Genomic DNA, 24,252 nt, shown 5'->3' with positions numbered 1-24,252 from the left:
AATGGTGTCAGTAGACCGGAATGAATATCAAATATCAATAGTTGTTTTCGCTAATGATAATATGTTAGCGTCGAGTGCGAAACAGGAGCGGCCTGACCATGACGCAATTTTCTGATGAGCTTGCTGCACTGCGACAATCGTGGCCGATGCCGTCGCAGCCCCGACCGATCACCATTATCGGGTGTGGCGGGATTGTGCGTGACGGGCATCTTCCGGCCTACCGCAAAACGGGTTTGCCGGTTGCCGGTGTTTTTGATGTGAACCGCGACGTTGCCGATGACTTGGCACGCGATTTCTCAGTGCCTGTGGTGCATGACACATTGGACAGTGCGCTGGCAGCTTGCGGGACCACAGGCGTTTTCGACCTGGCGCTGCCGCCTGCCGTCCTTCTGGATACCGTCAAGCGTCTGCCCAAGGGCGCGACCGCGTTGCTGCAAAAGCCGCTGGGCCCCGATGGCGATGCCGCGCGTGAAATCGTTGCCGCCCTAAAGGCGCGTGACATCACTGCGGCAACCAATTTTCAGTTACGCTTTACCCCGTCCATGCTGGCCATCGAAGACGCTATTCGCAAAGGCCTGTTTGGCGAGGTTGTCGATGTTGATGTGCATCTTGCTGTCTATATGCCTTGGGAGTTGTGGTCGTTTATCCCTCATATGAAAGCGGTCGAAATGCCGCTGCATTCGATTCATTATCTTGATTGGATAAGAGGACTTCTGGGCGAGCCCGACAGCATCTTTGCCAAAGCGGTCAAGCATCCACGCTATCCCGATTTGGCGGACGCGCGCTCGAGCATCATCCTCGACTACGGGGATCGGGTGCGCTGCGCGTTGTCGCTGAACCACACTTACAACTTCGGCCCCGAACATATCGACGCGACAATCCGTGTCGAAGGGACAAGGGGCGCGGCGCATCTGACGGTTGGGTATCTGATCGATTATGTCCAGCCGGTTCCGGAGCGGCTGGAGATTGTGACTGAGGGCAATAGCTGGACACATCTGCCTCTGGCGGGTGAGCGGATGCCAGACTCCTTCGCCTATGTCATGGCCAATCTTCAGCGATTTGCGGCAGGCGAAGATGACTGTCTGGTCACTGACGTCACCGATTCAATGCGAACAATGTTGCTTGTGGATGCCGGCCTTGAATCCAGCCGCAAAGGAGGGGTGAGGCCGAAGTCCTGACGACCCCGGGCACAAAACAAGCCCGCAAAAACAATAAGAACATCAGCCAATTTCGAACCGCTATTGGGCGGCCGAATAAACGGGCGCGGAATGCGCATATCTGATTTGGAGGGAAAGAAATGAACACTAAGCAAAAACGGATCTCGCGCCGCATCGGTGCATTTGTCACGGGGGCTGCCGTGTCGCTATTGCTGTCGTCGGCCACATTTGCTGCTGATGTGACAACAATCAAGGTTTTGAACTGGCAACCGGGCGGACCGGAGTACTGGGCTGCGCTCGTCGAAGCGTTCGAGACAAAGCATCCCGACATCAAGGTTGAATTGGAAACTGTGCCGTTCGACCGCTATGCCGAGGTGCAAGGACCCTATATCGCAACCCGCAGTGGCCCTGACGTGATGGAGCAGAATGCCGGGCTCGAACTGTTTGACCGGCGCATGGGCTATATCGAACTGTCCGACGATGTGTTGGCGGCGGGTGATGATCTGTTGGGGCGTGTTGGCGGCTGCCTGGGCTATGACCTGTCAAACGCCTGTTACGGCCTGCCTTTCGGTTTGCAAGGCAACGTCATGTATTACAACAAGCAGGTTCTGAGCGCGGCCGGACTTGATCCGGAAAATCCGCCCACCACCTGGGAAGACTTTGGGGCTGCCTGCGACGCGATCAATGCCATCGATAAGACCTGTCTTGCGCTGGGGATGACCGGGCCATTCCCCGCCTATTGGTCCTTCCCCGAAATCGCGCGCAACTTCCTGACCGAAGATGACATTCGCGCCGTACTGGCCGGTGACATGCCCTGGACAGACCCCAAGATGGTGAGCATTTTGACCGCCATGGCGGAAATTCCTCAGAAGGGTTGGTCAAATTCCAACGCCCCGTCAATTTCGATGCTGCCCGACGCAACGGACATTTTCGCCAGCGGCAATGCAGGATTTGCCGGGACCATCATTGCCGATGCGGTAAACTGGGCCGCCTTCGGTGAAGCTTTGGGCGATGAAAATCTGGGCGCGATGCGTTGGCCCGCCATCGTTCCTGAGGCACCTCTTGCCAAAAGTTTCAGTGGCGTTGAAAGCAGCGTTTTCGGGGTGACATCCTGGAGTGAAAAACCAGAGGCGGCGGCGGAATTTGTCAAATTCATTGCCGGGGTCGAAAACGGCAATCTGTTGACCAGTTTGGGCGGTGGTATTCCCCTTAACTCAAAGGTTGACCCGGCGCTGTTTCCGAAATCCGAAGCGTTGAGTCAAATTCGGGAAATCATTGCAAAGCCGACGATTCATGTGGGCGTGCTGTTGAGCGGTCAAGAGGTTGATGCGCTGGCTCGAGGTTGGCAGGAGGTCGCGCTTGGCCGTTTGACTGTCGAAGATTGGGTCGGGCGGATGCAGGTGGCCCTCGAAGACAGCCCTGGCAAAAACTGAAGCCTGAGCGGGGCGTATCCGAGATGCGCCCCGCCAATTCGCCAGGTCGAGTTATATGGAAAGCCCGCACATGAATCTTCGTCGATCAGAAAATCCCAAACGCCGCGGGTCCCGACAGGCGGGTATCTGGCTGATCGCGCTTCTTGTGGCTCCGGCGATTATCCTTGCCGTCACGTTCAAATTGGTGCCGCTGATCCGCGTTGTATGGATGAGCTTTCAAAAAACACAGGGCTTTTACGAGCCGAGCTTTGCGGGCTTGGCAAACTACGAGGCCATTTTCCGCGATCCGATGTTTATCACGTCGTTTCGCAATGCCTTTATGGTGTTTCTCAGCCTGCCGGTTTGGGTATTCCTGCCGTTGATCATCGCGATCCTGCTGTTTCAGCGCACGCCGGGCTGGAAGGCGTTTCGCGCGATCTATTTCCTGCCGTATATGATCGCACCAGTCGTGGTCGGGATCATGTTTCGCCAAATCCTGGCCCCGGACGGCCCGTTGAATGCGATGCTGATTGGGGCCGGGCTTGAGGGCTTTGCTATCGAATGGCTGAACGGGCCGAACAGCGCGCTGTTTGCTCTGACGGCCGTCGCCCTGTGGAGCTTTTTTGGTCTGGGTGTACTGACCTATCTGGCCGGATTGTCCACTGTTTCCCAGGAGGTGATCGAAGCCGCCCGTCTCGACGGAGCCGGTTTTTGGCGGCTTTTGTTCAATTTTGCGCTGCCGTTGCTAAAGCCAGTTGTCGGCTATTGGACCGTGCTGTGCATGTCGGGCATGCTGATTTGGATGTTCCCGCTGGTTTACGCCATGACGCGTGGCGGGCCGGGCAGTGCCACGATGTTGCCCGAGTATCTGGTGTTCATCACCACGTTCGAATTCCTCAACCGGGGCAAGGGCGCGGCAATCGGTATGGCGCTTTTCATCTTTGTCGCGGTGATTTCGACCTTTGTTGTGCGCCAGATGTATCGGGATGGCCGGGGGAAATCGCAATGAGCACAATGATGACGGTACGCCGGCGCGCCAGGGCGCGCGCCCGTTCAACATTCGTGCGCTGGTTGGTGACGGGCGCTTTGGTGGTGGTCGCCGTGGCCGCGCTTTACCCACTGTTGTTCACGGTTGTGAACTCGTTCAAATCCCGCAGCGGATATGCGCAAAACCCGCTTGGCCTGCCGGATGCGATCAGTCTGGAAAACTATATCGCCACGTTCAGCCGGATGAACGTGCCTCGTCTGTTGTTGAACAGCATCGTCACCACCGGGGGTGGATTGATCCTGTCGACCATTGCTGCGTTGTTGATAGCCTATGCGGTCACAAAATTGCGGATCAAGGGCGGAAATCTTTTGTTTCTGTTTGTCATTTCGATGCTGGTGATTCCCAGTCAGGTGATCATCTATCCGCTCTATGCCACGATCCTCGATCTGGGGTTCGGCAATTCCTATGCCGGGCTGATCCTGGCCTATGCCTCGTTTGGTCTGCCGATCAGCACCTATTTGCTGGTGGCCTATTTTCGCGCCATTCCTGATGAATTGATCGAAGCCGCGCGTCTGGATGGGGCGGGTGAATTGCGTATCCTGTTTCAGATCCTGCTGCCGGTGTCCGCCCCGGCTGTGGCCGCGCTGTCGATCCTCAATTTCGTCTGGATGTGGAATGATTTGTTGCTGCCGCTTGTCATCATGGGCGGATCTGACAACACCACGCTGATGGTCGGCGTGGCGCTGTTGTCGGGGCAATATGACATCTCGATCCCGCTAATCAGTGCGGGGATGATCATCGCCCTTTTGCCGGTACTGATTGTTTATTTCCTGTTTCAACGGCAGATCCTGAGCGGTGCCATTTCAGGAGCGGTAAAATGAACGCAGCACCGGAGGAACCTCTTGTCTTTATGTACCGGCTGAAGCCCGGCATGGGCGCTGAATATGATCGCGCGCATCGGGCGGTCTGGCCAGAAATACTGGCTTTGCTGGATGCAGCAGGCATTTATGACTATCGCATATGGCGGCGCGGTGATCTCGTCGTGAGTGCGATGCGCACCGTAAAGGGGTTCGATTACGCCAGCCGCGTTACCGCCACAAGTGAGGTTCAGTCCCGCTGGACGGCTTCGTTGGCGCATGTGTTTGAGCAAATCAGTGACGAAGACGGCACGCCGCTTTGGCTGGATTTGGTCTTTGCCCACAGGCCACAAGAGGAGCCGGGCCCATGACGATCCTTCGCCTAGCCGATCCGATCGGGGGGACGTTTGGCTGCAATACGGGCGAGGGGAAAGGTTGGCTCTGCCAGGCGACCGCCCAGCAACTCGGTGATTGTCTGCGCAGCACCAAAGGCTGCCTGACAGGCGGCATCGAAATCCACCAGTTGCCGCGCCGCCTGAAGGAACGGCATGGTCAGCGCCGCCGTGGCAAAGCCGCTGTGATCAATAAGCGGGAAGCTGACATCGGTGATGCCCTGCAAACCTTCACCGGTCACCATTTCGTATCCACGGGCATGAATCCTTTCGGTACGACGGATCAACGCCTCGGCATCTTCAGCCGACTGGTTCTGGCGCAGCTCGTCAAGGATCCACGCCTTGGTCTCCGGCGACTGAAACGCCACCAGCAATCTTCCCGACGCGGTGGCCATCGCCGGATTCTTCGTACCAACGCGCAGTCGAAATCCGAGGGGGCGGGGCTGTCGACCTGGGCAACGACGCGGATATCTGTTTTGTCGAGAATGGCGATGTGCATGGCCTGATCTGCGGCAACAGAGGCGGCATTCATAATCGGCGTCGCCAGATCCACCAGACGCGCCAGCGGCGGATAGCGATGGGCGAGGTCAAATACCCGGTTCGAGAGATAAAAACCGTCTTCTCCTGTGTGCCTCTGAATATAACCGCGCCGCTCCAGAACCATGACCACACGATAGACCTCTTGCAGCGAACGGCCCAAGAGTTGCGCAATTTCACTCTGGTTGACGCCCCGCGAAAGGCCGGCCAAAAGCTCCAGAACATCCAATCCCTTTTCAAGGGCGGGCGCCTCATAAGAGCGTTTTTCAACTTTCTTGGGTGGTTTTTTGACGGGCGGGGCTTTGGCGGTCGGTATCTGTTTCGACGGCACGGGAACATACTCCTGATAGATATTATCAAATATAAAAATATACTTTTACATACAAAATCAATGGTTCGCAAGTGCCACACCGCGAAGGCATTCCATGAAAATCACAGTGAGCGATACAATGACTGAGACACACAAGAAGCAACTTTATCACGTCACGGTTGATTTCGACCGGGACGGAAAACAGATCGGAACCTTTCAGGTGCCGCTTTCGGTTCATGATGACGCTTGGGGAGTGATTCCGGTGCCTGTGGCGGTGATCAAAAACGGAGAGGGCCCGACTGTAATCCTCGAAGGAGGCAATCACGGCGATGAATACGAAGGACCGATCGCCCTTGGCGAGTTGATCCGCGATATCGACGTGGCCGATGTTGCCGGGCGGTTGATAATTATACCTGCGATCAACCAGCCCGCAGTGTTGGCAGCGCAACGCACTTCGCCCATCGACGGGATCAACATGAACCGGGTGTTCCCGGGAGACGCCTTGGGCAGCGCGACCGAACAAATTGCGGCCTTCGTCAATGATGTGCTGTTCCCCATGGGTGACGTGTTTATCGATCTTCATTCGGGTGGATCGTCGCTGAATATCATCCCCAGTGCCGTGATCGAGCCCGGGCTCACGCCCGAACAACATGCCGCCAATGTCAAGGCCGCTTCTGTCTTTGGCACCCCGCTTGCGGTGGTGATCGACAATCGCGGTGATCCGCGCACCGCCACCGCGTCGGCCGCTCGGGCCGGGATGACGGTGATCGGCACCGAGATGGGCGGCGCCGGGACCACGTCAATCGAGGCGCTCGCGCTTTGCCGTCGCGGCATTCGAAATGTTCTGGCCAGCGTCGGTGTGTTGCCGCAACGAATGGCAACGCCGGTACCAGCCCCCAAACTCTACACGCTGTCGCCGCTTGCCCATTTGATCACCGAAGACGACGGTGTGTTCGAAGCGCTGCATCCCCTTGGCACCGAAGTTTCGGCTGGGGACGTTGCGGGACGCGTTCACTTTCTGACCCAACCGGCGCGGTCGCCAGTCGAATTGCGCTATCGGACCAGTGGCATTGTTTATGCACGCCGGCAGCCGGGCAGGGTGCGCCCGGGCAATTGCTGCATCGTCGTCGCATCGCCCCACACGGAGGTTCAATCATGATTTCACTGGATGACATTCGCGCCGCAGCACAGCGCATCGCCCCACATATCAGGCACACACCCGTTATAGAGTTGACGGCGGTCCCCGATCCCGTGACCGAGGCGCAATTATTTCTCAAGCTCGAAAACCTGCAATGCACCGGATCGTTCAAGGCCCGCGGCGCGACCAACAAACTTCTCAGCCAGCCACCCGGCGCAGTGTCCAAAGGGATCGTCACGGCCTCAGGGGGCAATCATGGTTTGGCTGTGGCCCGGGCGGCACGCTCGGCTGGGGTCCCAGCAACCGTTTATGTCACCGAAAGCGCCACCGAGGAGAAGCGCGAAAAGCTGCGCCGCAGCGGTGCAGAGGTTAAGGTGCTGGGCAAAATCTGGAATGAGGCCAACGAAGCTGCGCTGGAGCAGGCTGAACGCACCGGTGCCGCCTATTTCCATCCTTTCGCCGACCCCATGGTGGTCGCTGGACAAGGCACAGTAGCGCTGGAATTTCTTGACGCTGTGCCGAACCTAGACACCGTTATTGTGGCAATTGGTGGCGGCGGGCTGATCTCCGGCATGTCGGTGGCGCTCAAGGCGCTCAACCCCGCTATCCGCATCATCGGGATCGAGCCGGAAGGATCGCCGACGCTCAAGGCCAGCCTGGATGCCGGACGGGTTGTGCGGCTTGAAAGCGTGACCAGCAAGGTGGCGACCATGAGTTGCGGTGAAACCGACCCGGGGGTTTTTGCGCTGGTGCGCGATAACGTTGATGAAATCGTGCTGATTTCCGATGCCGAAATGGAAGACGCGGCCGCCTGGCTTTGGTTCGAACTGGGCATTGCCGCAGATTTGAGCGGGGCTTCGGCCATTGCAGCCCTTCGATCGGGGAAAATATCTCTCCCCGCTGATGCAAGAGCTGGCGCATTGGTGTGTGGTGCCGGGTTGGACGGTGTCGCGCTCTAAAACTGCGAGGCGCGGGATGCCAGCGCGCTGCAGATCACCGTCCTTCCGGAGTTCGTCGAGAATTCCGCTGAATGCGGTGATCTGCAGCGGCCTGCCTGTCAACCGCTCGGTGTTCCGGTCTGTCACCAACTCCGGACTGGATGAAACCGGGTAGGGCGTCGCCGCGACCGGGGCCCAAATGATAAATCTCCGGGCTTCGTTGTTAATCGGCGCCGGGTATCATTGGCGCTGCAGAAGTGCGTTTATCTCTGTTAGCGAAGGCATCGAGGGTGCCGTGCCGGACCGGGTCACCGAAATCGAGGCTGTGGCGCAGCCGAACCTGACGGCAGTCACCGGGTCCAAGCCGGTGGCCAGCGCTGCGGCGAAGCCACCGTTGAAGGCGTCTCCGGCACCGGCGGTTTCTACTACCGGACCGGTATCGAAGGCCGCGACGTGAACGCTTTGTCCGCCGGCATGATAGAGCGCGCCCTTTTCTCCCAGCGTGATGACCACCGCCCGGGCGCCCATGCGGGACAGTTCCACCGCAGCCCTGGTGGCGTCCTCGAGGCTGGTCACAGCGATGCCGGTCAGCGCCTCGGCTTCGGTTTCGTTCGGGGTCACGTAGTCGCACAGCGCCAGCATGCCGTCGGGCAAGGTGGCTGCAGGCGCCGGATTGAGGATGGTTGTTGCACCGCCTTCGCGGGCGATTTGCAGGGCGTGCATCGCCGCATCCATCGGCTGTTCAAGCTGGGTGACGAACACTGCGGCATTGCTGATCAGCTCGGCGCGCGCATCAACGTCTGCCGGGGATATCGAACCGGCCACGCCGGGGCAGACAATGATCGCGTTGTTGCCGGTTCCCGCCTCGACAAAAATGTAGGCAGCGCCGGTGTAGCCGTCTTCATGCTGAGTGATCGCTGGTGTCACGCCCGCATCGGCCCAGGTCTTGAGCGCCATCTCGGCGAACGTGTCGCGCCCAAGCCGGGTGATGAAATGAGTCTCCACCCCAGCTCTGGCCGAAGCCACAGCCTGGTTGGACCCCTTGCCGCCGGGCCCGAGCGCAAACCCCTCGCCCATGATGGTCTCGCCCATTTGCGGCGCGCGCGCCGCGCGGTAGGCCGTGTCGGCAACGAAAACGCCCAGAATGACGACTCTTGTCACGATGTTCCCCTTACTCTTCCGGCGGGATAACGCCTTTGCGGAACATGAAGCAGCCGTAGAACCGTCGTTCACCGGTCTGGATCACTGCGTAGGCTTGCTTGGCCATGTCGTAGAAGGCGAAGCGTTCGATGCCGACCATCGATCGCGACTGACCTTCGGCTGCATCGATCGCCTTCTGCACTTCGGCCTGCACCGGGGGCACCTCGCCGGGATTGCCGACGATCTCCATGCGGCCGGCAAAATCGTCGACGAAGGTGTCGAGCGGCAGCACCGACAAGATGGCTTCAGCAGCTTCCCCGGCGGTCAGGTTGTCCATGCGCAGGAGATCGCCGGTCACCGTTTGGCGGGCGATGGAATCGGACGGAAAATTGGTGTCGGCGATGATCAGCGTATCGCCATGGCCCATGGCGCGAAGTGCATAGAGCACCTCTGCGTTCAATCGCGGGTCCAGTCCCTTGAGCATGCGATCCTCCTTCGTGTGGTTTTGTCAGGCACGTTATCCTGCGTCACCGTTTCGTCGGTTTACGGCGAGGCCTGGTCAATCCAGCCGTAGCCCTGTCTCCGCGTCAAACATGTGCACCATGTCGGGGTGTGGTTTTAACCGGATCACATCGCCCGGCCGGAAGGCGTGGCGTTCTTTGAATACGGCGATGATCTCCCGACCCGCGGCCCGGAGCACGACATGGGTTTCGGATCCTGTGGGTTCGACCACTGCGACCTTGGCCTCAAAGCCTGCCTCATCCAGTTCGAGATGTTCCGGTCGGATGCCGAAAACCACCTTGCGACCCTGCTCCATTCCGGTGCGCTCCGGCGCTGCCAGTGATACGCCCTGAGCTTCCACTGTCAGAGATCCGCCGTTGCCGTCGACGAGGCCTTCGATCAGGTTCATCGATGGTGACCCGATGAAGCCGGCGACAAACACATTGGCTGGCCGATCATATAGCTCCAGCGGCGCACCTTGCTGCGAAATATGGCCGTCACGCATGACCACGATCTGGTCGGCCATGGTCATGGCTTCGATCTGGTCGTGAGTTACATAGACGGTGGTGGTCGACAGCCGCTGGTGCAATTCGCGTATTTCGGCGCGCATCTGCACCCTGAGTTTGGCGTCAAGATTAGACAGTGGTTCGTCAAACAGGAATACCTGCGGTTCGCGCACGATCGCCCGCCCCATGGCAACACGCTGGCGCTGCCCACCTGAAAGCTCTCGCGGGAAACGCGCCAGATAGGGCTGGAGGCCAAGAATCTCCGCTGCTTTGGCGACCCGTTCATCGATTTCCGCTTTTGGCATGTTCTGCATCTTCAGGGCAAAACCCATATTGGCGGCCACTGATTTGTGCGGATAAAGCGCGTAGTTCTGAAACACCATTGCGATGTTGCGCTCAGCCGGCGGCAGGTTGTTGACTACCCGTCCGCCGATACTGATCGTGCCTGCGGTAACGCCCTCGAGCCCGGCAATCATCCTGAGCAGTGTTGACTTGCCGCACCCTGATGGACCGACCAGGACCACGAACCGACCATCGGGAATATCGATATCCACGCCGTGGATAACTTCCAACGATCCATAGGCCTTGTAGAGTTTTTCGATCCTGACGTCCGCCATACCGCCCCCATTGTTTTTTCACGCCTTCCGCAAGTGGTAGCGCACGAAAAAGGCGCTGTCCATGTTGTAGGCATGCTAACATGTTAGATACTTGACAGCTTGGCTGAAGGCTGAAATGTTTTCAATTCTGTCCGGTGAACCGGACCTGGCCGTTGGGGAAAATTGGCGATCAACGACCTGATAAGGTCGGTCGACCTTCCTTGACCGGACCGCCGGAGGAGGCGGGTAACATTGGGAGGTGTTTCATGAAAGTAGAACTGTTTGAACACGCGGTGCGGGTGGCTCTGAGCCGCCGCCGTCTGCTGCAAGGTGCAGCTGCTGTCGGCGGTCTTGCCGCAGTCGGTGGTATTGGCACCAAACACGCCGCCGCACAGGATGATGTGCGCGCTGCAATCCTGAAGATTCCCGGCGTTGGCGCCGGCTCGCCCACAGACGCCGATTGGCAGAAGGTTGGTGAAATGTGCCTGGCGGGGACCAAGGCCACTGTAGCCGAAGGCGAATTCGCAGGTGTTGAACTGACCTTCATGGGGCTCAATAACCAGAACCTGCATAACTTCCTGTTTCGTGGTTTCTTGAAGCCCTGGGAAGCCTACACCGGTGCGAAAATCAACTGGATCGATCTGGCGCAGGCCGATTACAATGCCCGTCTGCAGCAGTCGATCGCCACAGGAACCGTCGATTTCGATATTATCGAGATGGGCTCGCCGTTCGAAGGCGATGTCTGTGGCAAGGGGTTGGCCTCGGAAATGCCCGATTGGGTCAAAACCCTGATCGATATGGACGACTATGTGAGCTACCTCAAGGCGCCTGTCGGTACCTGGGATGGCAAGACCTATCGGATCTCCATCGACGGCGATTGCCACACCTTCGCTTACCGCAAGGATTACTACGAGAACGAGGAGTTCGCCGCAGCCTGGAAAGAATCGGGCGGCGAGGGCGAGTGGAGTGCTCCCAAGACCTGGAAAGATGTGCAGGCGCATTCCAAGTTCCTGGCGGGCAAGAAAGACCCGCTCACCGGACTTGATGCACATGGCTACCTTGATCCGCTGAAGGGGTGGGGCGGCTTTGGCTTCTACTTCCTCGAAGATCGCGCCACCGCCTATGCCAAGCATCCCGACGACCCGGCTTGGCTGTTTGATGCAGACACCATGAAGCCGCGCGTTAACAATCCGGCCTTCGTACGCGCCATTCAGGAAGTCATGGACCTGATCGCTGTTCCGGGAGCTTACCCTGCCGATCAGATCAACGCTGATCCAGGGACAACAGCGTTCTCGCAGTTTCTCGCAGGCACCGGCTCGATGCTGACCTGGTGGGGCGATGTGGGATCATCCGCACGCACGTCAGACACCTCGGTTGTTGGCGATGTTGTCAGCTTCAGCACTTTGCCGGGCTCGGATGAGGTGTACAATTCCAAGACTGGCGAATGGGAACAAAGGGCCAATGAGGCACCCAACATGGCCTATATCGGCTGGGGTGTGTATGTCATGGCCAGAGTTGATGGCGACGAAAAGAAGCACAAGGCTGCCTGGTCGGCTGCCGCGCATCTCGGTGGCAAGGATCTTTCGCTCTGGACTTCGGCCTATCCGTCAGGCTTTCAGCCATACCGCAACAGCCACTTCAACTACGAGGAATGGGAAGCTGCCGGTTATGACCGGGCCTACATCGAGGATTACCTCGGTTCCAACGCCGACAGCTACAATCATGAAAACTCGGCGATTGAACCGCGCATTCCTGGTATTTTCCAGTACTACTCGGTGGCCGAGGATGAACTGGCGAAGGGTTTTGCCGGACAATATGGTTCGGCTCAGGAAACCGCGGATGCCATTGCGGCTGCATGGGAGAAGATCACCGACCAGATTGGGCGGGAAAGTCAGATCGCACTCTACAAAGCCTCATTGGGCATGTAATCCAGTCACGGCCCCGGCGGGTTATTCCGCCGGGGCCATCCTCAAGTCCGGGATGCGCAGAATTTGGCCGAGCAAGGCGATTTCCTTCACGTTGTCACCTCTGATAATCTCTCCGCTCGAAGGGTGGCGTTTGGCCGAGCCTTGATCTGGGGATCGGCGGGGATACTGGCTCTCGTCGCGATTGCGCAGACTCTTCAGGAAACCGGTCAAGCCAGTTTCGGCTTTTCCAGTTGGCGGCCAACGCTCTACGCGTACGTGCTGTGGGCGATTGCGCTGTGCTGGGGGCAGGTCCTGATGCGCGGCGAACAAGGCAAGCGCGTGCTGTTTGTCCTGCCGGCAGCGCTTTTCGTGATTTCCATGGTCGTGTTCCCGCTGCTGTTCGGGCTGGTGATTGCGTTCTCTGACTGGAACCTGTCGTCACCGACAGGTCGCACCTTCAATGGCCTCGATAACATTCGCCAGATGTGGACCGACAGCTTCTATTGGAACGCACTCGGCAACATGGTTCGCTACACGCTGGCGATTGTCGTCGAATATGCCATTGCGTTCGGACTGGCGCTGCTACTCAATTCTCAAATTCGCGCCCGCAAATTCTTCCGCGTCGCATTCCTGATGCCGCTGATGCTGTCACCTGTGGCCGTCAGCTGGATGGTCGGAAAGTCGATGATGGAAATCCGTTTCGGTCCGCTGGCGCGGTTGGCCCGCCAACTGGGCTGGGACTCGCCGTCGTTTTTCGGTTCGCCCGAAATGGCCCGTTTCACCATCATGGTGATGGACGCCTGGACCTATATTCCGTTCATGATGATCATGATTCTGGCCGGCCTTCAGGCGATCCCCAAGGACATTCAGGAGGCCGCCAAGGTTGATGGCGCGCGTGCCTGGCGCGGGTTCTGGGAAGTCACATTTCCCTTGATGCTGCCGGTCTCGATCACCGTGATCCTGATCCGCATCATCTTCAAGCTCAAGCTCGCCGACATTATCATCAACGTGACTTCCGGCGGTCCGGGCGGGGCCACTGACAGTGTCACCAGCTTCATCTTCCGGGAATACCGCGATCGCTCCAATGTCGGCTACGGCACATTGCTGGCGATGGTCTATCTGGTGGTCATCGTGATTGCGATCACGATTCTCATGAAGCTTACCGACCGCTGGGCGCGGCCGCGTTATTGATCGGGGAAGCGACAAATGAGCCAGCAGATTTTCCATGACAGCCCTGATGATTTCGCCCACAAGGCGAAATGGTTCTCAGGCCGTTTTGCGGTCTATGCCGCGTTGATCCTGTGGACAATCATCTGTCTGTTCCCGATCTACTGGACGATCACCACCTCGTTCAAGATGGCGCCCGACGTGATGCGGGGACATCTCGTTCCGTTCTGGGACTTTCAGCCGAAATGGCTTGGCTGGCGATCGCTCGGGTTTTCGCCGGATACGATCTGGGCCGAATCCACGGTGCGTGAGGAATTCGTCAAGCGCTTCTACAATTCGGTGATTACCTCGTTGTCGGCTTCGGCGCTGGCAGTGTTTCTGGGCTCACTCGCAGCCTATGGGCTGTCGCGGTTTTCCTATCGCTTCGGCTTCATGCGCAATTCGGACATCTCGTTCTTTTTCCTCAGCCAGTTGATCCTGCCGCCGGTGGTGTTGGCGCTGCCTTTCCTGGTGCTCTACAAATCGCTGGCGCTGCTTGATACCCGCATCGGCTTGATCCTGCTTTACACGCTCACCGTGCTGCCGATCGTCATCTGGATCATGCGCGACCAGTTTGCCGGCATTCCCAAGGAACTTGAAGAAGCTGCGCTGGTCGACGGACTGTCGATCTGGGGCGCTTTTGCCACCATCGTGTTGCCGATTGCGCTACCCGGCATGGTCGCCGCTTTCATTTTGTCGCTGGTACTGACCTGGAATGAATATTTCTTTGCCGCCCTTTTGACCTCGACCCATGCCAACACGCTTCCGGTGATGGTGGCGAGCCAGACGGGGAGCCAGGGTATCAGCTGGTGGTCGATGGCGGCGCTGTCCTTTGCCGCGATCCTGCCGCTTATTGTCATCGGCATCCTGCTTGAACGTTACATTATCAAGGGAATGGCTGCAGGTGCGGTGAAGTAGATCGCGATCTGAAAACTGTTACGACCAGCCGCTACCGGCATCACTCCATGTTGGTATGCCGCGCCCGCATGCTCCGTGTGTTTTCTCCAAGTTTTTCCTTGAGCATGAGCACCATGATTTCAAACAGCACAAACAGCGCCCCCTCGTAAACTGATCCCATCGGCAGGATCGAGGTGCTGCCAACGTCTCTGGCCATGGTTTGCGCAGGAATGGTGAGCACCTGATCTGCAAGCCTGGCGGTCTCGCAGTCCGGTTCGGCCGTCAGGAACAGAATTTTTGCTCCAGCCCCCTTCGCCACGCCGATCAGGGCAGTTACGGTTGAAAGTTCGCCTGGGCCCGCCGAGCACAAGAACAGATCACCCTGCCCGAGCGGTGGCGTGGCCATGGACCCCTGCATCGAGGCACTGAGCCCGAGATGGAACAACCGCATTGTCAAACCCTGGACCTGCAGGCCCTCGCGGCCGCATCCATATGAGACAATCGTGCCAGCTGAAGCGATCAGATCGACGGCGCGATCAATCTCGCCCGGATCAATGGCGTCGACTACCGATCCAATTTCCGAAAGAGCGTCTCGAAAATTACTCATGTTGCTGTTCCAGTTGGGTCATTACGTTCTTGTTTTGCTCATAGAGTTTCAAAAGCAGCAGATATTGCCGTTCTGTCAACGCCGATGCAAAACCAGGCACGGTTATGGCCTGGCGAAAAAAGCTAGCATTTGTTTGCGATTCATCCGTTTGGCAAGAACCGTTTCGTTATTCTTATCAACGCCATGATCCTGGAAAACGCTCGTGGCCAAATCGAGGCCAATTGTCGTGGACTTCATTTGGGACGCTGCTTTAACAGCGCTCACTGTATGGGGCCACCCGGATGTATCGTTCCGATCACCGGCTTGGCGGGACCTGAAATGTGCATGAAACGGTCTAGTGCAGTCCCCCATTTGCCGCGCTGTTAAAAACAGGGCTATGCGGTTGCGTGGCAATTATACTAACATGTTAGCAGGCGAGGTGGTGCAGATGCAATTGAAGACACGACATTGGGACCGGATCGGAAATGGTGGGCTGACGTTCACCGAACTGGGCTTTGGCACCGCACCATTAGGTAATCTCTACAGGGCGATCAGCGATGATGATGCCCATGCGGTGCTGACCCGCGCCTGGGATTTGGGGACGCGCTATTTTGACACCGCGCCGCTCTACGGACTTGGCCTTTCAGAAACCCGGTTGAACCGGTTCCTGCGCGACAAGCCGCGCGATGATTACGTGTTGTCGACCAAGGTCGGACGCCTGCTCACGCGCTGCGAGAGAGGAGAAGAACGCGATTTAATCGGCAAGTTTTTCGATGTTCCTGCACGCAGGGAGGTATTTGATTACACCTATGACGGGGTGATGCGCTCGCTCGAGTTTTCGCTCGCGCGCCTGGGTGTTGACAGGATCGACATCCTGTTCGCCCATGACCTCGACATCTTCACTCATGGCAGTCAGGCAGCACTCGATGCCAAGCTCAATGAAATGATGGCGGGCGGCTACAAGGCGCTGATGTCCTTGCGTGAGCAAGGTGTGATCAAGGCTTTTGGCGCAGGAGTCAACGAGTGGCAATCCTGCCAATGGTTGACAGAGCATGGCGATTTCGACCTGTTTCTCCTGGCGGGCCGCTACACACTGCTTGAACAAGAGGCGCTTGATAGCTTTCTGCCGCTGGCGGAAAATCGCGGCATCGGCATTGTTATTGGCGGACCCTACAATTCCGGGATTCTGGCTACCGGGCCAAAGCCCGGCGCCTTTTACAATTACGATCCTGCACCGCAGCACATTCTCGATCAGGTCGCCAAAATCGAGGCGATATGCAAGCGTCACGGTGTCCGCATGGTCGATGCGGCATTCCGGTTTCCACTGCATCATCCAGCGGTGGTCTCGGTTATTCCCGGCGGACAGGGCGTCGCGGAAGTCGAGGCCAATTTCACGGCAGCCACTACCGAAATCCCGTCCGCGCTTTGGGCGGACTTGAAAGCCGAACGCTTGATCCGTGATGACGCTCCGGTCCCCGCATGAGGAGGTTATCCGTTTGAAAATCGACGCGCACCATCATCTCTGGAACCCCAGCCGCGGCGACTATGACTGGATGCCGATGGACAACGAGACATTGGCGCGGAGCTATGCGCCGCCTGATCTCGCGCCGCATTTGCGAACCCATGGCATCGACGCCACGGTGCTGGTTCAGGCTGCGGCCACGATACATGAAACCGAGTACATGCTTGGATTGGCTGACGCGACGCCCTTTGTCGCCGGTGTCGTCGGCTGGGTGGATTTCGAAAACCCGTCGGATGTCGAAACGCTTAGCCGACTCTCCAGGCATCCGAAGTTCAAGGGTATTCGTCCGATGATCCAGGACATTCCAGATGATGACTGGATGCTCCGGGACGATGTACAATGGGGATTTGGTGCCGTCTGTGATCTTGATTTGACTTTCGATGCGCTGGGCTTTCCCCGGCATCTGGCCAATTTTCTGACCATTCTCAAACGTTATCCGGACATGCGGGTGGTCGTTGACCACTGCATGAAGCCGCAGATCAGGGATCATTCCGAGGCGAATTTCCGCTTCTGGGCCGATGGCATGACGCGGATCGCAACGGAGACAAAGGCCTGCTGCAAGTTCTCCGCACTCGTTTCCGAGGCCAGTCCTGACTGGACCGTCGAGCACCTCAGGCCCTATGCCGACCATGTGTTCAAGGTCTTTGGTCCATCCAGGGTGATGTGGGGTTCGGATTGGCCGGTTTGTCGTCTGGCTGCGAGCTACCAGGATTGGCACGCGGCCGCGGAAGTACTTACTGAGAATCTGAACACCGAGCAGCGAGCAGAGATCTTTGGCGGCACTGCCGCACGATTTTACCGGATTGGCGGTTGAGCGATTAGGGCTTCCACGCATTGCCGGGTGATGGCTTTTCGCTTGTCGATATCTGTCGAAACATGAAGTGCGGCGGCTGCCTGTCCGAAGCAGGCCGCCAGAGCAAGGCTCTTGCCTGCGTCACGGGCAGCGGCCAGTGCGCCTAAGAACGCGTCGCCTGCGCCATGGGTCGACACCACTTGAACCGGGTGACCGTGCTGCAGAATGGCAGTCCCGGCCGCGTATAGTGCCAATCCGTCGCCACCCAGCGTGATAATCACCGTTTTCGGGCCGAGTTTCGACAGCGATTGCGCTGCAGAAATGGGATCGAGCTTCTCCTCGTCTGTTTCCAGCATGCCGGCGGCTTCGACACGGTTGACCACCAGCACGTCGATCAGAGCCAAAAGGCTGGCGCCAATTGGCCGGGCTGGCGCCGCGTTGAGCACCACTTCCGCGCCGCCGTTCCTTGCGCTTTGTGCGACGATGTAATTGATCTCCTCGGGGATCTCGTTCTGCAGCAATATGATCTTCGCATCGTCGGGGATAGAGATCCGGTTCGGATCAATGCCGAGGTTTGCGGCGGAAACGATCACGGCGCCGTAGCCGCCTCCCGGTTCAACGATGGCAACACTCATTCCTGACGGGCCGGGCTCGCGCTGCACCTGGCTGGAATCGACGCCGATACGGTTCAAGCTCTCAAGCAAGGCGACGCCAGATGCATCATCGCCAATCCGGCCGGCAAATGTTGTCCGGGCGCCCATCTGCGCCGCTGCCACCGCCTGATTGCCGCCTTTGCCGCCCATGGCGTATTTGACCGCTTCGCCTGCGACGGTCTCGTCAAGCCGTGGCAGATGCGGCGCGTTGACAATCACGTCGTAATGCAATGCCCCGCAGACGAAGACGCTCACTTGCCCGCGCCGTAAAGTGCGTCCGCGACAATACCAAGAGAGACTGTTGCGTCCTGTCGGGCAATGGCCTCGGCTAGCTCGGCATTATCCACCAGCCTTGACGCTATCCTTCTCAGCCGTTCGGCCATCATGATGTTGGCGCGCGCCTCGGCAGTCGGATCAAGTCCACCATGATCCGGAAAGGTGTCGAAATAGATCACTCCCTCATATCCCATGCGCTCGAGCTCAACGAACAGTTCGACCGTCTGCACCGGGTGGACCGACCCCACCATCAGACCATCATCGCGCTTGCCATAGCCATCATTGAGATGGACGCCCAAAAGGCGCGAGTGCCGCCCGGTCAATCGCGCCGAATGTGCGGGGATTTCGTCTGCGTAGAGTACGTGGGCGAAGTCCAGCGTCACGCCGAGATTGGCCCGTTCCGCCTCACGGGTGGCCAGCAGCGTCGTGCCGATATCCGGCATCAGCGCATAGGCGCGCGGCTCGTTGGGTTTGTACTCGATGGCGATGTCGATATCTGGATTATGATCGGCCACCTGCTTTAGCGCCGCAATCGTATCGTCCCACATGCGCATGTAATTGCCCTGGAACGAATAGTCGACGCCGTCCTGGCCCATCCATAATGTCATCAATCGACCGCCCATTGCGGCCAGCGCGTCAAGCCCGCGCTTTGTGATATCGAGTGCTGCCTGACGCACTTTCGGGTCTGGATTGGTGAACGCGCCGAGGCGGAATCCGGGGTCGGTGTAGTAGCGCATGGCAAGTCCGTTAAGTGCCAGGCCATTGCTGGTGAGGATCTGTGACAGCTCAGCCGCTGTGTGATCGGCGAAATGGTCGGGATAATTCAGATCTGCGGCGCCAAGGCCTTCGACTTGCGCCGCGCGGGCAATCATGTCCGCAGCAGTCGGGTTGCCTGGTAGGCCGGTCTTGAAAGCATTGAGCCTGGCGGCGTAGCGGTGTCGATTCGACAGATCGGGCATGGCAGGCCTTTCGGAGTCAGTGATTGGCAAACAGCTCGGGACGCTCGTGAACCAGAGGCTCAAGGAACTTGATGAGCTGTCGCAGATGGTGTCGGGTTGCCTCTCGCGCGGCGTGCGGGTCTCGCGCTTCCAGCGCGGCAATGATCGCTTTGTGCTCGGCAAGGGTTGCCTGCATGCGCCCCGGCGATGGCAGATTGAGCCGGCGTGCGCGGTTGACATGCACCCAGGAGGTTTCGGCCAGAAATGCCAGTCGTCGGTAGCCGGTAAATGACAGGATTAGTTCATGCATTTGGGCGTCCATCTCGTAGAAGCCGGCAATATCCTCGTCCCTGACCAAAGCTTCCTGAATGCGCAGGTTTCGCCGCAGTAGCACCAGTTGCTCTTCGGTGATGCTGGTTGCTACGGTTTCAATCGCGGCCAGTTCCAGCGCCTCGCGCAGGAAGGCCCCTTCGTGGATTTCCGCCATCGAAAACCGGGTCACATAGGTCCCGGCTTGTGGAACGATATCGACCAGGCCTTCGCTGGCCAGGCGCGTCATGGCTTCGGTAACCGGAGAGCGCGAGACACCCAACTCCTCGCAGATTTCCGACTTGCGCATCCGCTCACCCGGGCGGAACGCCAGCGACAGGATCGCCTGCTTGAGCGACGCGTAGACTTTCTGGGCCAGCGAGCCAGGCAGGCTATCCAGGGATTGCAGCGGCGGACGGGGAGGGATTACGTCTTGCAGGATACCATCCTTATCTAGTAGCATTCTAACATGTTAGAGAATGCCTTCTTCCTGTCAAGCCGATGCCCGGCCGCATGACTTGGGCTTTATACGCACGGACCTATCCATGACAACCGATCTCCCTCAGACAATTCGTCTCAACCCGCACGACAATGTGATCATCGCGTTGAAGGATCTGGCCAGCGGCGCGGCGGTGTCCGGACTCGATGTCCCCCTCGTGGAATTCGTGGCACGTGGACACAAGATTGCATCACGACCAATCGCCGAAGGCGAGAAGGTCATCCGCTATGGCCAGACTATCGGGGTGGCGAGTCACGCCATCGGCGCTGGCGCGCACGTTCATGTGCACAATCTCGGCATGGGCGGCCACACCGAGGCGCAGGAATTTTCAACTGAGGTCCGGCCGCTTCCTGTTCCAGCCGAAAAACGTCATTTCATGGGCTATCACCGTGCCGATGGCAGCGTCGGCACCCGCAACTATCTAGGCATCCTCACCTCGGTGAATTGCTCCGGATCGGTGGCGCGCTTCATTGCCGAAGCTGTGGAGAAGCAGGGCTGGCTCGATCAGTTCGACAACGTCGATGGCGTGGTGCCGATCGTCCACGGCACCGGCTGCGGCATGTCGGGAAACGATGAAGGATATGACACCCTGTTCCGGACGTTGCAGGGCTATGCCCGCAATCCGAACTTTGCTGGCATTCTGTTGCTCGGGCTGGGCTGCGAAGTCATGCAGGTTCCCGATCTGGTCGGCCGCGGCCGCATGCGCGCCGATGGCAATGTCCGTTACATGACGATCCAGCATTCCGGCGGCACCCGCAAGTCGATTGAACGCGGCGTCGAGCAGCTCAAGGAAATGGCCGCCGAGGCCAACAGGATCACACGTGCTCCCGCAGGGCTTGAGCATCTGATGATCGGCCTGCAATGTGGGGGATCTGACGGTTATTCCGGCATCACCGCCAACCCGGCGCTGGGCGCTGCGTCTGATCTGCTGGTCTCTCATGGCGGCACCACCATCCTATCGGAAACCTCGGAAATCTACGGCGCCGAGCATCTGTTGACCCGCCGTGCGGTGACACCCGAAGTCGGCGCCAAGATTGTCGAGCGCATTCGCTGGTGGGAGGATTACACCGCCCGCAATGGCGGCGAGATGGATAACAATCCCTCGCCCGGCAACAAGAAGGGCGGCCTGACCACGATCCTTGAAAAATCATTGGGCGCAGTGGCCAAAGGCGGCACGGCGCCGCTGACCCAGGTCTATAAATTTGCCGAACTGGTGACCGAGCGCGGCTTCGTGTTCATGGATTCTCCCGGTTACGACCCCTGCTCGGTGACCGGGCAAATTGCTTCCGGCGCCAATCTGATTGCCTTTACCACCGGTCGTGGATCGGTATCGGGCTACAAGCCGACGCCGTGCATCAAGCTGGCCACCAATTCGGAAATGTATGGCCGCATGTCCGAAGACATGGACATCAATTGCGGTGACATCATCACGGACGCTGTCAGTCTCGAAGACAAGGGCCGCGAGATTTTTGAGCTGTTCCTGCGCGTCGCTTCCGGCGAGGAAACCAAAAGCGAAGAGCTCGGATTCGGCGGTGCCGAATTCGTGCCCTGGCAAATGGGTGCGGTGATGTGATCACCATTCATGAAGTATTGAACCGGTAAGGTCGCAGTTATCTTGATCTGGTTGCACCCGCTACGCTGTCATCGGAGCCGACAACCACGGTGAAGCGGCCTTTAGCACTCTGCAATCCAACCGTCGATCTCAGCTTCAATCCGTCGTTGGTGATCATCACATAGACCGGCATCGACGAATTGGATGAGGTTAATGGTGACAATCGCGCTGAACTGCTCGATGGCAGCTTCATCGAGATCACCTTCGATTATCAAATTGATGGCAAGGCCACACTCAAATCCAAGTCACATACTTGGGAGGGGCCACGGACGGGGCAGGCGCTGAACTCCGACGAATGAACCTTGAACTGGTGCTCGTGCCGGAGGAGTGCGACACCTTCCGACAGGCAAAAGCGACTTTCGCGCGAGATGCCCTCCATGGGTTACGTAAACATCGTCTGCCGACAATTCACCTCACACTGGCAAGCCCAGAGGTGTCTGTCCGTGCATGCTCAATCGACCTGGTCTTCAGCCCCGCCGCTACCAGCTTACCGCAACCTCATACGGTCACGCTTTGGAATACGCGTTCAGCCTCTGGGCCGATAACGCTGCCGAAATGGAGCCCTGGCCCACTGATCACCAGTACCTCGAATGCCGCGGTAAATAACGTGGCAATACCACCTTCAAAATGCCGTACTTCGTTGCAAGTCTCCCTGCAATCAGGCCTTCGCAACCAAATCCAAAAAAACCGCATGGTTCAGCCTAGCGGGGCGTTCTGCGTATCCCGATACGGCGCCTTCTCCATACCTCGGTGGGGCGGGATACAAGCATCACTCCATAAGCTACGTCTTTCTCTGCAGCTTTAATCTTCGCGTTGGTTCAGCAGAACGCTGATTACCATTTCGCGTCCCGCCCGTCTGAACTCCCCGGGGATCGGACAGTGACGGAAATTGCGATCTGACGTCTGCTGATCTCCAGAAAAGAGGAGGTTAGAACATGCCAAAACGCCGAACCATGGAGCGGGCTTCAAGGCGCGCGTTGGGCCAGAGACAGTTAAGGATGAGCGCAAGGTGTCGGAAGAGGTGAGGCGGGGGGCTCTATCATGTCCATCTTCTCAACTCGCTCTCAGACCCGCGACAGTGACGGAATGTTCTGCATGAAAAATGGCCACCGTCTTAGTCCTCGACACTCATGCAGAGATACTTGATTTCGAGGAACTCATCGATACCGTATTTTGATCCCTCGCGGCCAAGACCGGACGATTTGATGCCGCCGAAGGGGGCTTCGGCCGTCGAGATCAGCCCGGTGTTGATGCCGACCATGCCGCATTCGAGGCCTTCGGCGACCTTCCAGACGCGGGCGAGGTCGCGGCTGAAGAAATAGGCGGCCAGGCCGAATTCGGTATCGTTGGCGAGCGCAATCGCTTCGTCGACCGTGTCAAATTCTATGATCGGTGCGACCGGGCCAAAAGTTTCTTCGGTGAGGATCTTCATCCCGGCCTTCACACCGGTCAGCACCGTCGGCTCGTAGAAATTGCCGCCGACATTGGAGCGGTTTCCGCCGGTCAGTACCCGGGCGCCCTTTGAGACCGCGTCCTGAACATGATCCTCTACTTTGGCGAGACCGGCCTCGTCGATCATCGGGCCGATGCTTATGCCGTCCCGGGCGCCATCACCTACCTTCAACCTGGCCGTGGCCTCGGACAGTTTGGCCGAGAACGCTTCGAGCACACCGCGCTGCACAAAGATGCGGTTGGCGCAGACGCAGGTCTGGCCGGAATTGCGGTATTTGGCGATCAATGCGCCTTCGACTGCCTTGTCTAGATTGGCATCGTCGAAAACGATGAACGGCGCATTGCCACCAAGCTCCAGCGACAGTTTCTTGATGTCATGGGCGCATTGCCGCATCAGGATCCGGCCGACTTCGGTCGAGCCGGTAAATGTGAGCTTGCGCACCTTCGGATTGGTGCACAGCTCCAGCCCCATGCCCTTGGAATCGGAGCCGGTAACGATGCTGAAGATGCCCTTGGGAATACCGGCTCTTTCGCCCAGCACAGCCATCGCCAGCGCTGACAGCGGCGTTTTTTCCGCCGGCCGTCCGACGAATGCGCAGCCTGCCGCCAATGCCGGGGCGACCTTGCGGGCAATCATTGCATTGGGAAAATTCCACGGTGTGATCGAGCCGACAACGCCGATCGGTTGTTTGAGCACGATTATCCGTTTGTCGCCCTGGTGGCCGGGGATGACGTCGCCATAGACCCGGCGGCCTTCCTCGGCGAACCACTGGATGAAGCTGGCGCCATAGGCGATTTCACCACGCGCCTCCGCAAGTGGTTTTCCCATCTCGGCAGTCAGAATCCGGGCCAGATCCTCGGTGTTATCGAGCATCAGTTCCTGCCATTTGAGCAGGATTGTGCAACGCTCCTTTGCGGTCCGCGCCGCCCACTCTTTCTGTGCTGCATAGGCCGCATCAATGGCAAGGCGCATGTCGTCCGCGCCAAGATCGGCAACACGGGTGAATTCTTCACCCGTGGCCGGATTTAAAACCGGAAAACTGCGCACGCCTGCCTTCCATTCGCCTGCCACATAGGCGCGATGTTCCATCAGGCTCGGGTCCGACAATTGAAGCGTCATGGTGGTTCCT

Annotated in this window: 24 protein-coding genes; 14 read left to right on the top strand and 10 right to left on the bottom strand. The window is 58.4% G+C overall.

The genetic code is table 11. The features are described 5' to 3' along the window. Positions 1–233: 233 nt before the first annotated feature. The 5 genes from OEG84_RS13195 (at position 234) to OEG84_RS13175 (ending at position 4,785) form a co-directional block, all read left to right on the top strand. Positions 234–1,178 carry a Gfo/Idh/MocA family protein gene (locus OEG84_RS13195; protein WP_267654183.1) on the top strand — a complete coding sequence of 315 codons (945 nt, stop codon included), beginning with the start codon at positions 234–236 and terminating at the stop codon, positions 1,176–1,178. A gap of 119 nt (positions 1,179–1,297) precedes the next feature. Beyond that, positions 1,298–2,590: an ABC transporter substrate-binding protein gene (locus tag OEG84_RS13190; RefSeq protein ID WP_267654182.1), complete on the top strand. Its 1,293-nt coding sequence runs from the start codon at positions 1,298–1,300 to the stop codon at positions 2,588–2,590. 70 nt (positions 2,591–2,660) lie between these two features. Further along, a complete protein-coding gene (locus OEG84_RS13185) occupies positions 2,661–3,578 on the top strand; it encodes a carbohydrate ABC transporter permease (protein ID WP_267654181.1) in 918 nt (305 codons plus the stop codon). After that, the gene (locus OEG84_RS13180; protein WP_267654180.1) at positions 3,575–4,438 is read left to right on the top strand and encodes a carbohydrate ABC transporter permease; all 864 of its coding nucleotides are present in this window, start codon (positions 3,575–3,577) and stop codon (positions 4,436–4,438) included. The genes OEG84_RS13185 and OEG84_RS13180 overlap by 4 nt, the downstream gene beginning before the upstream one ends. Beyond that, complete coding sequence (locus tag OEG84_RS13175) at positions 4,435–4,785, top strand: L-rhamnose mutarotase (protein ID WP_267654179.1); 351 nt, start codon at positions 4,435–4,437, stop codon at positions 4,783–4,785. The genes OEG84_RS13180 and OEG84_RS13175 overlap by 4 nt, the downstream gene beginning before the upstream one ends. 11 nt (positions 4,786–4,796) lie before the next feature. Here OEG84_RS13175 and OEG84_RS13170 read toward each other — a convergent pair whose 3' ends face one another. Both OEG84_RS13170 and OEG84_RS13165 read right to left on the bottom strand, forming a co-directional pair. Then, a complete protein-coding gene (locus tag OEG84_RS13170; RefSeq protein WP_267654178.1) occupies positions 4,797–5,201 on the bottom strand; it encodes an IclR family transcriptional regulator domain-containing protein in 405 nt (134 codons plus the stop codon). After that, positions 5,090–5,674, bottom strand: coding sequence for a helix-turn-helix domain-containing protein (locus OEG84_RS13165; RefSeq protein WP_267654177.1), 585 nt, complete (start codon positions 5,672–5,674; stop codon positions 5,090–5,092). The genes OEG84_RS13170 and OEG84_RS13165 overlap by 112 nt, the downstream gene beginning before the upstream one ends. A gap of 118 nt (positions 5,675–5,792) precedes the next feature. Here OEG84_RS13165 and OEG84_RS13160 point away from each other — a divergent pair, with 118 nt between their 5' ends. Both OEG84_RS13160 and OEG84_RS13155 read left to right on the top strand, forming a co-directional pair. Beyond that, positions 5,793–6,812 carry a succinylglutamate desuccinylase/aspartoacylase family protein gene (locus OEG84_RS13160; protein WP_267654176.1) on the top strand — a complete coding sequence of 340 codons (1,020 nt, stop codon included), beginning with the start codon at positions 5,793–5,795 and terminating at the stop codon, positions 6,810–6,812. Next, entirely contained in the window at positions 6,809–7,750 is a 942-nt protein-coding gene (locus OEG84_RS13155; protein WP_267654175.1) for a threonine ammonia-lyase, read from the top strand. Before OEG84_RS13160 ends, OEG84_RS13155 begins: the two co-directional genes overlap by 4 nt. A gap of 219 nt (positions 7,751–7,969) precedes the next feature. Here OEG84_RS13155 and OEG84_RS13150 read toward each other — a convergent pair whose 3' ends face one another. From OEG84_RS13150 to OEG84_RS13140, 3 genes are all read right to left on the bottom strand, one after another. Next, complete coding sequence (locus tag OEG84_RS13150) at positions 7,970–8,890, bottom strand: ribokinase (protein ID WP_425602850.1); 921 nt, start codon at positions 8,888–8,890, stop codon at positions 7,970–7,972. 10 nt (positions 8,891–8,900) lie between these two features. Next, positions 8,901–9,353 carry an RbsD/FucU family protein gene (locus tag OEG84_RS13145; RefSeq protein WP_267654174.1) on the bottom strand — a complete coding sequence of 151 codons (453 nt, stop codon included), beginning with the start codon at positions 9,351–9,353 and terminating at the stop codon, positions 8,901–8,903. A 75-nt stretch (positions 9,354–9,428) separates the two neighbouring features. Beyond that, positions 9,429–10,493: an ABC transporter ATP-binding protein gene (locus OEG84_RS13140; RefSeq protein WP_267654173.1), complete on the bottom strand. Its 1,065-nt coding sequence runs from the start codon at positions 10,491–10,493 to the stop codon at positions 9,429–9,431. A gap of 245 nt (positions 10,494–10,738) precedes the next feature. Here OEG84_RS13140 and OEG84_RS13135 point away from each other — a divergent pair, with 245 nt between their 5' ends. The 3 genes from OEG84_RS13135 to OEG84_RS13125 all read left to right on the top strand — a co-directional run bounded on the left by OEG84_RS13135 (position 10,739) and on the right by OEG84_RS13125 (position 14,503). Further along, positions 10,739–12,400, top strand: coding sequence for a twin-arginine translocation signal domain-containing protein (locus tag OEG84_RS13135; RefSeq protein ID WP_267654172.1), 1,662 nt, complete (start codon positions 10,739–10,741; stop codon positions 12,398–12,400). Between the two features lie 63 nt (positions 12,401–12,463). After that, a complete protein-coding gene (locus OEG84_RS13130; protein WP_267654171.1) occupies positions 12,464–13,570 on the top strand; it encodes a carbohydrate ABC transporter permease in 1,107 nt (368 codons plus the stop codon). Positions 13,571–13,585: 15 nt separating this feature from the next. Beyond that, on the top strand, positions 13,586–14,503 hold the full coding sequence (locus tag OEG84_RS13125) for a carbohydrate ABC transporter permease (RefSeq protein WP_267654170.1): 918 nt from the start codon (positions 13,586–13,588) through the stop codon (positions 14,501–14,503). Between the two features lie 40 nt (positions 14,504–14,543). Here OEG84_RS13125 and OEG84_RS13120 read toward each other — a convergent pair whose 3' ends face one another. Beyond that, positions 14,544–15,089, bottom strand: a complete 546-nt coding sequence (locus OEG84_RS13120; RefSeq protein ID WP_267654169.1) for an SIS domain-containing protein — start codon at positions 15,087–15,089, stop codon at positions 14,544–14,546. Between the two features lie 433 nt (positions 15,090–15,522). Here OEG84_RS13120 and OEG84_RS13110 point away from each other — a divergent pair, with 433 nt between their 5' ends. After that, positions 15,523–16,551 (top strand): aldo/keto reductase, encoded by a 1,029-nt coding sequence (locus OEG84_RS13110; protein WP_267656180.1) that lies wholly within the window; start codon positions 15,523–15,525, stop codon positions 16,549–16,551. Between the two features lie 13 nt (positions 16,552–16,564). After that, a complete protein-coding gene (locus tag OEG84_RS13105) occupies positions 16,565–17,404 on the top strand; it encodes an amidohydrolase family protein (protein WP_267654168.1) in 840 nt (279 codons plus the stop codon). Here the strand turns inward: OEG84_RS13105 and OEG84_RS13100 are convergent. The 3 genes from OEG84_RS13100 to OEG84_RS13090 are packed head-to-tail and all read right to left on the bottom strand — an operon-like array spanning position 17,386 to position 20,022. Beyond that, positions 17,386–18,291: a ribokinase gene (locus OEG84_RS13100; protein ID WP_267654167.1), complete on the bottom strand. Its 906-nt coding sequence runs from the start codon at positions 18,289–18,291 to the stop codon at positions 17,386–17,388. The genes OEG84_RS13105 and OEG84_RS13100 overlap by 19 nt on opposite strands. Then, positions 18,288–19,271 (bottom strand): TIM barrel protein, encoded by a 984-nt coding sequence (locus tag OEG84_RS13095; RefSeq protein WP_267654166.1) that lies wholly within the window; start codon positions 19,269–19,271, stop codon positions 18,288–18,290. The genes OEG84_RS13100 and OEG84_RS13095 overlap by 4 nt, the downstream gene beginning before the upstream one ends. A gap of 16 nt (positions 19,272–19,287) precedes the next feature. Continuing rightward, positions 19,288–20,022 carry a GntR family transcriptional regulator gene (locus OEG84_RS13090; RefSeq protein WP_267654165.1) on the bottom strand — a complete coding sequence of 245 codons (735 nt, stop codon included), beginning with the start codon at positions 20,020–20,022 and terminating at the stop codon, positions 19,288–19,290. Between the two features lie 82 nt (positions 20,023–20,104). On the opposite strand from OEG84_RS13090, the gene OEG84_RS13085 reads away from it, so the two are divergent. Together OEG84_RS13085 and OEG84_RS13080 are read left to right on the top strand one after the other, a co-directional pair. Beyond that, positions 20,105–21,631 (top strand): UxaA family hydrolase, encoded by a 1,527-nt coding sequence (locus tag OEG84_RS13085; protein ID WP_267654164.1) that lies wholly within the window; start codon positions 20,105–20,107, stop codon positions 21,629–21,631. Positions 21,632–21,810: 179 nt separating this feature from the next. After that, entirely contained in the window at positions 21,811–21,969 is a 159-nt protein-coding gene (locus tag OEG84_RS13080) for a hypothetical protein (protein WP_267654163.1), read from the top strand. Positions 21,970–22,784: 815 nt separating this feature from the next. Here the strand turns inward: OEG84_RS13080 and OEG84_RS13075 are convergent. Continuing rightward, complete coding sequence (locus tag OEG84_RS13075) at positions 22,785–24,242, bottom strand: NAD-dependent succinate-semialdehyde dehydrogenase (protein WP_324288204.1); 1,458 nt, start codon at positions 24,240–24,242, stop codon at positions 22,785–22,787. Positions 24,243–24,252: the final 10 nt, after the last annotated feature.

The sequence above is a fragment of the Hoeflea algicola genome, assembly GCF_026619415.1.
GTDB lineage: Bacteria > Pseudomonadota > Alphaproteobacteria > Rhizobiales > Rhizobiaceae > Hoeflea > Hoeflea algicola.
Note: the sequence above shows the minus strand (reverse complement) of the source record. Positions and strands in the feature narration are given on the sequence as shown.

Coding starts and splice junctions, on each gene's coding strand:
- OEG84_RS13135 (WP_267654172.1), top strand. CDS start 10,739: ATGAAAGTAGAACTGTTTGAACACGCGGTGCGGGTGGCTCTGAGCCGC.
- OEG84_RS13125 (WP_267654170.1), top strand. CDS start 13,586: ATGAGCCAGCAGATTTTCCATGACAGCCCTGATGATTTCGCCCACAAG.
- OEG84_RS13170 (WP_267654178.1), bottom strand. CDS start 5,201: ATGGCCACCGCGTCGGGAAGATTGCTGGTGGCGTTTCAGTCGCCGGAG.
- OEG84_RS13140 (WP_267654173.1), bottom strand. CDS start 10,493: ATGGCGGACGTCAGGATCGAAAAACTCTACAAGGCCTATGGATCGTTG.
- OEG84_RS13175 (WP_267654179.1), top strand. CDS start 4,435: ATGAACGCAGCACCGGAGGAACCTCTTGTCTTTATGTACCGGCTGAAG.
- OEG84_RS13075 (WP_324288204.1), bottom strand. CDS start 24,242: ATGACGCTTCAATTGTCGGACCCGAGCCTGATGGAACATCGCGCCTAT.
- OEG84_RS13185 (WP_267654181.1), top strand. CDS start 2,661: ATGAATCTTCGTCGATCAGAAAATCCCAAACGCCGCGGGTCCCGACAG.
- OEG84_RS13180 (WP_267654180.1), top strand. CDS start 3,575: ATGAGCACAATGATGACGGTACGCCGGCGCGCCAGGGCGCGCGCCCGT.
- OEG84_RS13085 (WP_267654164.1), top strand. CDS start 20,105: ATGACAACCGATCTCCCTCAGACAATTCGTCTCAACCCGCACGACAAT.
- OEG84_RS13190 (WP_267654182.1), top strand. CDS start 1,298: ATGAACACTAAGCAAAAACGGATCTCGCGCCGCATCGGTGCATTTGTC.
- OEG84_RS13095 (WP_267654166.1), bottom strand. CDS start 19,271: ATGCCCGATCTGTCGAATCGACACCGCTACGCCGCCAGGCTCAATGCT.
- OEG84_RS13120 (WP_267654169.1), bottom strand. CDS start 15,089: ATGAGTAATTTTCGAGACGCTCTTTCGGAAATTGGATCGGTAGTCGAC.
- OEG84_RS13155 (WP_267654175.1), top strand. CDS start 6,809: ATGATTTCACTGGATGACATTCGCGCCGCAGCACAGCGCATCGCCCCA.
- OEG84_RS13145 (WP_267654174.1), bottom strand. CDS start 9,353: ATGCTCAAGGGACTGGACCCGCGATTGAACGCAGAGGTGCTCTATGCA.
- OEG84_RS13160 (WP_267654176.1), top strand. CDS start 5,793: ATGACTGAGACACACAAGAAGCAACTTTATCACGTCACGGTTGATTTC.
- OEG84_RS13090 (WP_267654165.1), bottom strand. CDS start 20,022: ATGCTACTAGATAAGGATGGTATCCTGCAAGACGTAATCCCTCCCCGT.